8 protein-coding genes are annotated in these 7,457 nt (G+C 60.1%); 6 read left to right on the top strand and 2 right to left on the bottom strand.

Translation table 11 applies throughout. The features are described 5' to 3' along the window. Nucleotides 1-199: 199 nt before the first annotated feature. Nucleotides 200-343, bottom strand: coding sequence for a hypothetical protein (locus ACGVJ8_RS06035; protein WP_392346351.1), 144 nt, complete (start codon nt 341-343; stop codon nt 200-202). Nucleotides 344-1,582: 1,239 nt separating this feature from the next. After that, nucleotides 1,583-2,116 carry a hypothetical protein gene (locus tag ACGVJ8_RS06030; protein ID WP_392346349.1) on the bottom strand — a complete coding sequence of 178 codons (534 nt, stop codon included), beginning with the start codon at nt 2,114-2,116 and terminating at the stop codon, nt 1,583-1,585. 71 nt (nt 2,117-2,187) lie between these two features. On the opposite strand from ACGVJ8_RS06030, the gene ACGVJ8_RS06025 reads away from it, so the two are divergent. From ACGVJ8_RS06025 to ACGVJ8_RS06000, 6 genes are all read left to right on the top strand, one after another. Then, nucleotides 2,188-2,361, top strand: coding sequence for a hypothetical protein (locus ACGVJ8_RS06025; protein WP_392346347.1), 174 nt, complete (start codon nt 2,188-2,190; stop codon nt 2,359-2,361). 27 nt (nt 2,362-2,388) lie between these two features. Then, on the top strand, nt 2,389-2,934 hold the full coding sequence (locus tag ACGVJ8_RS06020) for a DUF3987 domain-containing protein (RefSeq protein ID WP_392346345.1): 546 nt from the start codon (nt 2,389-2,391) through the stop codon (nt 2,932-2,934). 491 nt (nt 2,935-3,425) lie between these two features. After that, nucleotides 3,426-4,466, top strand: coding sequence for an SAM-dependent methyltransferase (locus ACGVJ8_RS06015; protein WP_392346343.1), 1,041 nt, complete (start codon nt 3,426-3,428; stop codon nt 4,464-4,466). After that, on the top strand, nt 4,466-5,521 hold the full coding sequence (locus tag ACGVJ8_RS06010) for a Glu/Leu/Phe/Val dehydrogenase dimerization domain-containing protein (protein WP_392346341.1): 1,056 nt from the start codon (nt 4,466-4,468) through the stop codon (nt 5,519-5,521). The genes ACGVJ8_RS06015 and ACGVJ8_RS06010 overlap by 1 nt, the downstream gene beginning before the upstream one ends. Further along, nucleotides 5,518-6,708: an FAD-dependent oxidoreductase gene (locus ACGVJ8_RS06005; protein WP_392346339.1), complete on the top strand. Its 1,191-nt coding sequence runs from the start codon at nt 5,518-5,520 to the stop codon at nt 6,706-6,708. Before ACGVJ8_RS06010 ends, ACGVJ8_RS06005 begins: the two co-directional genes overlap by 4 nt. An 18-nt stretch (nt 6,709-6,726) precedes the next feature. Next, the coding region (locus tag ACGVJ8_RS06000) for a BCCT family transporter (protein ID WP_392346337.1) at nt 6,727-7,457 on the top strand (731 nt) is incomplete at its 3' end.

Below are 7,457 nucleotides of genomic sequence, written 5' to 3'. Positions count from 1 at the left end.
AGAAAATTCCAAGTCTCCGTTCCGTGGCTTGGAGTGTCTGCGCCCCTGCGAAAGGGGGTGAACATTATGTAGCGGCTGCTACAGAAATATTGTACGCCTAAGTCAACTCTCGGGTTTTCAGCGTTGCCCAGCTTTAGCAGCCCAGCCCATCTCCTTCTGCCAGGTCGGCGCCCAGAGCTTGCAACGCTTCTTTAGGTGTTCACCCGGTCTGCCTGAGGTTGCAGGCCAACCATGTGTGGCAGTGCTCATCGACGCCATAGGTGAAGCGTTGGTAGGTCATGCACGCCATACCACCCTTCCAGTTCTCCAGGTCGCGTTCGCCGACAAAGCCCCACTCCTCCACGATCTTCCTGTATTCAGTATGCCTGTGCTAATACAAGGAATAGGTGTTTGGCAGCTGTGTCATCGGTACCGCTTCATGGAGCGGCAAACGTGATCGACGAGCATCTCGTCAGTAGTCAGAGGTACCAGTTGAACAGAGGCTCATGGAAGAAATTTTTGATCCCAAAGGTCTCCGAAAAATGCTGTCCAAGACCACGGGCGATTCCCTATCAATGGTTCCTGCGACACCTCCTCTACGACTGAGTGAGTCATCGCGGCAGCACGGGAGAGCGACCCGTTAGCTGGCAGACAATCCAGTCCTCATCCCACGGCATCTGGGAAGAGGGCTTGCTTTCTGCGCTTAACTCCGTCTTCCAATAACGGGAAAGATTTGGTGCATTGCACTCGATTGCCCAATGCCTCGTCAGCGTTATTAAGCGGTATCTGCATCGCTTGGGGAGAACTCGTTTCTCCTCGCGGGTCCGTGGCCTCACATCATTGATTCGGTAAAGGCTGTTGAAAGTCAGCCCGACCGATCGAAGGGGCTGCGCCGCCTCAAGAAGATGAGGATCTCGGAAATCACCGCACGTAGCGGGCGTAGCTGGGCAGTCATTTCAATCGAATCTGAGTCGAGTAACCCGTTGGCGTGATGATGTTCACCACTTCAGGAATAGGGCGACTCAGTGTGTAACCATGTTCGGTCAACTTCTCCCAGGATTCTTTGAGTGATTTAGTGTCCATAGCTTCTGGATAACACATCTCATTAGAATTCCGCCACTTGATCTCATTGTGTGCCGCTTGATGCATTTAAGAGCGGATTATTAACCGACCATTAGACAAAGTAGAAGAGAGATGATCCAAGAATTCAGCATGATTTCTCGGCCTCCGCCGATGGTGCATCAGCTTGGTGAAAAGCGCTTTGTTGTGTGCGTATCGAGTGGGCTGTGCCTGGAATTTGCTGATCGATGGGATGCCGAGTGCTGCTTAAAGAGTCTTCAGGTTTCAAGTGTTTTACCTAATTAGCTATTTATATATTTGGTGGGCAAGAATTAAGTATTTTTGGCTACTGCGCAACTCCAGGATTGCGGCATTATCGACTGACTCGCGGCTGACAGGTGTCTTAAGAAGAGAAGTGCATCCTCTTGATGGAAGCTGTGTACACCGCCACAGACAAAGACACTTGCTACAAGTTGATGCAGAAGGCTGATCAGGTCTTAAAAGACACTCAGGCAACCGTAGACAGCATTGATGCAGAGGCTGCTTAAAGACCTCCACGACCTTCCTCAAACAGCAGGAACAGCTCGCCGTCGTATCCCAGTTCTCGCATCATGTAGGCCCAATCCACTTCGTCGGCTGGGTCGTAGTCATCGCTTTTGCTGATGTTCTCAGCGGCCCACTCAAGCTTGGCATCAAGGTGTCGCCGGATGGTCGCTGCAATGCCCCGGCCAACCTTTACGTCAGGCTGGTGGAACCGAGCGGCCTGACCAAGAGCCCAATTCAAAAAGCCCTCATCTCCGATGCGACCCGCCAGCGCCAGCTCCAGGCGGAGGGGAAGGCGCGGTTCGACAAGCTGTTGAAGGAATGGGAGGACGCCGATCCCCAGGATCGCGACAAGCACCCTCCCCACCGGTGCCCGCTGCATCAGAACGAGTTCTCTCCGGAAGCGCTCGGGATGTGGCTGCAGTTCTATGAGCAGGCTGGCCTTGGTGTCCTGCTGACCCGCGCTGAATTGAGCGGGATGCCGCGAGGGATCGAGTCCGACACCAGGCGCAGCAGGGGGACCGCTGAAGCTCAATTTTTAGAGTCTTACGACGGTGATGGCTGTACTTCTCTTCTCTCCGCGTTAGCAAGGCCGGTACGGGTGAGGTGCGGAGCTATTCCTCTTGCCATGTCTCCCTGTTCGGTGGAGTCCAGGACGAGGTGTTGCGGGAGTTGATCAACGGCTCTCACGCCAGCGGCAAATTTGCCCGGATCCTGATAGTGAAGTGCCCCCTCAAACCGCTGGAGCTGAAGGACGATCCGATCAGTGTCGAGGAGTAGGAGGCGTTCGAGCAGGCGGAAAGGGTCTTGGCCTTCTATGCGCGTCTGTTGTATGAGCTGCCACCCCGTCGGTATCGACTCAGCGCAGAGGCTCGCCGTCATCTAAATGGTTGGTTTCGCGCCCACCAGCTGGAGGCGTTCAAGCCTTCAACGCCGTCGGTCATCTCCGCGATGTTGGGCAAGACCAGCGCCAATGCGCCTCGGTTGTCGGTGCTCCTTCATTTGGTGTGGACGGGTGAGGACCCCACTGCTGAGATCTGTCTCGATCTCGTGCGGGCGGCCACCGCGATGGTGGATCAGGTCGTCTCAAAGACCCGGGAGTTTGACCAGCCCCCGGAGAGCATCGGCACCGAGCTGATGCGTCACATCCATTCCCTTAGCTGGGAGAACGACGTTCCTAAGCAGGACGTGATCACCTGGCAGGACGCCAAGGACAAGGGCACCCAGCGCATCCACGATTGTGGTGCGAAGGGGTTCAGGAAGGCCATCGCTGGGCTGGAGGCGATGGGGTTGGGTGAACGTCTCCAGGCCGGTTCGGTCCCGGCCTTCAGAGCCCTGAAACCCTGGCCGTAGACACCGTGGACAGCGGCGGACATGGCGGTTGTCTGCCGCCATCGTCCTCGACGACTGGGCTTCGGGTCGATTCAGATAGATGGACATGGCTTCCTGTTGTTAGGGCCCCGTGGCCGGTGTTCCGCGGAGTTCCAGGGAGCCCCTTTGTGGGGGGGAACAGCTGGAAGTGGTGTCTATCTGTCCGAACCACTTCAGATCCACTTCACTGCAGGTGATCTGAGCAGACACAACCCATGCCTGAGCATGTCCATGGTGTCCGACCTCTTGCAGGTTGAACAGGTTTTCAATCATTGAGATCAACCATCAGCATTTCAGGGATTAGGCCCCGAGGCTCCTGGGTGAGCAGAACTTGCCTTGCTTTTCCGGTAGACGCTCCACACGAAGTGGAGCGTTGAGGTGCGCCAGTTGATCGAAGTAAGTGGAAGAAGACCCGCGATTCAGAGGCTTCCAGAGCATGCTCTGTACGGTGAGGTCTGCCGCTGACGAGGTCCATGGCTATCGCCATGACCACGGGTTACAGCGCGCAGACCGAGGGTGCTCTTCTGTGCATCGAAGCTGCCTCGGACTGGGCCCTGACTTGTGTGAATCAACTGGCTGTCGCTGACAGCCATGTCCTAATCGATTACGGAGCTGCCGACGGTGGCACCGCTGTCGGGCTCTGGAACCAGGTGCTGGATCGTTTGCATGCCAACCAGCCGACGGCACACCTGACGCTGATCGGCAACGACCTGCCAAGCAACGACAACATTGCTCTGGCCAACAACCTGGCCCTGCAGATCCCCCGGGATCCGAAGCCAACGGTGCTGGTGAGTGCCCGCAGCTTCTACGAGCCGTCCGTGGCGCCGAACTCGGTGAGTTTCGGCTTCTCCGCCACGGCCATGCACTGGTTGAGCACCTCCCCAGGCCCGCTCGACAGCCATACCCACGTGCTGGCCTCCGGTGATGCCGATGCGCTTCAGCGCTTCACTGCCCAGGCGATGAAGGACTGGAGCCAGATCCTCGAGCTGCGCAGCCGCGAGCTGAAGGTGGGCGGCCGCCTGCTGACCGTGAACCTCTCCCGGAATAAAGCAGGGCTTTATCTGGGGCACAACGGCGGCGAAACCCGCAACGTGCATGACCAGTTGCACCAGATCTGGCGGGGCATGGCCGAGGAAGGCCTGATCAGCCAGGAGCAGTACAAACAAGGCACGGTTCTGAACTTCTACAAGTCCCCCGAGGAGTTCATGGCTCCGCTGAAGGACCAAAACAGTGCCGCCTATCGCAACGGCCTGCGGCTGGTGGACGAACGCACCGTGTACGTGAAGTGCCCCTACCGCCGCCGCTGGGACGAGAACGATGACACCGCCGCCGCCTTCGCCGCCGGCCTGATGGCGACGATCCGCAGCTGGAGCCGCCACAGCTTCGCCAGCGCTGCCGGTGATGCCGCAGCAGACACGGTGTTCGAGCGTCTGCAACAGCGCATCGCCGAAGCCCCCAGCGAATGGAGCCTCGACTACGTCGAACACCACCAGATGATGGAGAAGGTGGCCTGATGAGCAAAAGCAAGAAGCCAGCGCCGACCGTGTCAGTATTGGCGGAACACGTTTCCGACCACCTCTCAGTGTTCGTGGTGGCGGAAGACACCGATACCAAGCGCCCCGCCAACGGAGGCCTGCGTGTGCTCAATTACCTGAGCGATGAGGCCTGCATCGTCGACGGTCAGCGGCTGGCGGGATTGATGACCCACAAGCACGATCTCTACGGCACCGGTTTCGCCGGAGGCAAGATCGTCGCCCGGGCCGCTGAACCTAATGCCGTCAAGGATGAGCTGATCAGCGTCACCGCCGAGCTGCTGGAGTCGCTTGATGGGGCCATGATCACCGGCTGCGATCTCAACACCAGCCTGGAAGACATGGAGCGTCTGACGGCGCTCACCCCCCATGTGCTGGCGGCGGTCGGTAGCCCCGTGGACGCCAGTGCTGCCACCGCCCATGGCACCCTCGGAGCCGTGGAAGCCGTGCTGGATAAAGACCTCAACGACGCCCGGCCGGGCCGGGCCCTGGTGCACGGCTGCGGTGCTGTGGGTGGCACGGTGGCACGCCATCTCGTCGAGCACGGTTGGACCGTGTTCACGGTGGATCTGGATCGCGAGAAAGCCAGTTTGCCCGGTGCGAGGCCGTTGCCGGACAGCTGCACCTGGTGGGAGTTGAACCTCGACCTGCTGCTGCCCTGCTCAATCTCCGGGTTGATCAACACCGAGATGGCGACGGCGCTGCGGACCCCCGCCGTGGTGCCTGCGGCCAATGCCCCCTTCCAACAACCCCAGTTGGCGGATGACCTGCGTCGCCGCGGTGTCAGGGTGCTGCCGGACCCCCTGGTGAATGCCGGCGCCGTGATCGCCGATTCGATTGAACGGTTCTCCCCCGACGCCTGGAAGGACGCAGGTGCCAAAGACGTCTATGCCTTCGTTCGCTATGAGGTGCGCCGGCGTGCCAGCGACTACCTCAATCAGCGCGAACAGGGATTGTCAGTGGCTGCTGCCCTCGAGGAAGTCGCGGCGACACCCTCCATGGAGCCCATCGGCCTCAGCTTTGGAGAGAGCGAATGAGCACACCCTCCTCCCTGCCCAGCCGTGCGGCCGTGGTGATCGTGGGCGGCGGTATGGCCGGCCTCAGCTGTGCTGCATTCTTGGCCCGCCGCGGCGTGCGCGATGTGGTGCTGCTGGAAGCCCAGACCCTGGCCCATGCCAAGGCCAGCAGCTACGGCGAAACCCGGATGTTCCGTGAGATGTACTCCGACCCGGTGCTCTGCCGTCTAGCCCAGGAGGCCAACCGCCTCTGGCGCGATGAGGAAACCCACGCTGGTCAGCAACTGCGGGAGACCCACGGCCTGCTGTTCTACGGCGAAAGCTGGGATGAGGAAACGATCGAAGGGTCGATCCCTGGGGCCCGACGGGTCATGGACGACCAGAGTATTCCCTATGAGGCCCTCGATGCCGACCAGATCGCTGATCGTTTCCCGCTGAAGCCGAAGGCGGGCTTCACCGGACTGTTTGAGCCAACCGCGGGTGCTGTGCGCAGCGATAGAGTCGTGGCCCACTGGATCAACACCGCCCGCAATGCCGGCCATCAGCTGATCGAGCACTGCCCCGTGGCGGTCCTCGATCCAGACGGCGGAGGCGTCACCCTGGAGAGCGGCGCACACATCGCCGCCGGACAGCTGGTGGTGGCCTGCGGGATCTGGAGCCAGCTGTTGCTGGCTCCCCTTGGCCTCGCACCAAAACTGGAAGTGTGGCCAATGCTTTGGGCCCACTACACGGTCGACCCGGCGCTGGCCGATCGCTACCCGCAGTGGTTCTGCTTCCAACAGGAACGCGGCGATGACGGTGGTCTCTACTACGGATTTCCTGTACTTAGCCACACCAGTGATGGACGCCCCCGGGTCAAGGCGGGCATCGACTGGGCCCCGCGGGACCTGCGCGTTGCCGAATCCAACGCCATGGTCACCGAGCCACAGACCCGATTGGTGGAGCTGCTCGATGCCTTCCTGTTCAACGAACTGGACGGTGTGCAGGAGCGGGTGGAGACTGTGATCAGCCCTTACTCCATGGCCAGCGACGTGAACTTCGTACTGGACCGGCTCACCCCAAAGCTGAGCCTGTTTGCGGGAGGTTCCGGCCAGGCTTTCAAGTTCGCTCCCCTGATCGGTGATTCCCTGGCACGCCTCGCCAGTGGCGAACAACCAGCGGTGGATCTCTCCTGCTGGAGCCACCAACGCGACGCTGTTCACGCCTGACCACTGACCCCTCACCTGATGTCTGACATTCCTACGAGCCAGTGCTCCTGGTGGCGACAGCCCCCCCTGTGGGTGGGTGCTGCTCCCCTGATGATCTTTCTGCTGTTGTCGGCCATCGATCTGGTGTTGGCCAAGCAATTCACCGACAACGGCAAAGCCGTGATCAGTGATGCCTTCGGCGGGATCTGGCAGTGGATGGTGGTGCTGGTGTTTCTGATCGCGCTGATTCTGGCCATCAGCCCTGTCGGTAAACTCCGGCTTGGCGGTGCGGAAGCCAAGCCAAGCCTCAAATTCTTTGATTGGTGCGCGGTGCTGATCTGCACCCTGCTGGCGGGTGGTGGTGTGTTCTGGTCGGCGGCAGAACCGCTCTATCACTTCCAGAACCCATCACCGGTGTTTGCAGGGGTCGAAGGCAGCACAGCAGCAGCAGTGGATCCCGCCCTGGCGGTGAGTTTTCTGCACTGGGGATTCCTCGCCTGGGCGCTGGTGGCTACCACCACCACCATCACCTTTTCGATCTTGGAGCGACGCGGTGAACCCTTGCGTCCCCGATCCCTGCTGGTGAACATCGTGCCGCGCAGCTGGGTAGATGGCCTGATCGGTCACCTGGTAGATGGCTTATCTGTTGTGGCCGCGATCGCCGGCACCGTTGGCCCTTTGGGCTTCCTCTCGCTGCAGCTCAGCAATGCTGCAGGGCAACTGCCCTGGCTTACCGACAGTGCCGGCTTGCAATCCCTGGTGGTAGTGCT

Source organism: Parasynechococcus sp. (assembly GCF_042954245.1).
GTDB lineage: Bacteria > Cyanobacteriota > Cyanobacteriia > PCC-6307 > Cyanobiaceae > Parasynechococcus.
The sequence above is the reverse complement of the archived record's forward strand: the minus strand, read 5'-3'. Positions and strand labels throughout refer to the sequence as shown.

What these genes read in the sequence shown, in the direction of transcription:
- ACGVJ8_RS06005 (WP_392346339.1), top strand. Translation starts at nt 5,518, where the DNA reads ATGAGCACACCCTCCTCCCTGCCCAGCCGTGCGGCCGTGGTGATCGTG.
- ACGVJ8_RS06015 (WP_392346343.1), top strand. Translation starts at nt 3,426, where the DNA reads ATGGCTATCGCCATGACCACGGGTTACAGCGCGCAGACCGAGGGTGCT.
- ACGVJ8_RS06010 (WP_392346341.1), top strand. Translation starts at nt 4,466, where the DNA reads ATGAGCAAAAGCAAGAAGCCAGCGCCGACCGTGTCAGTATTGGCGGAA.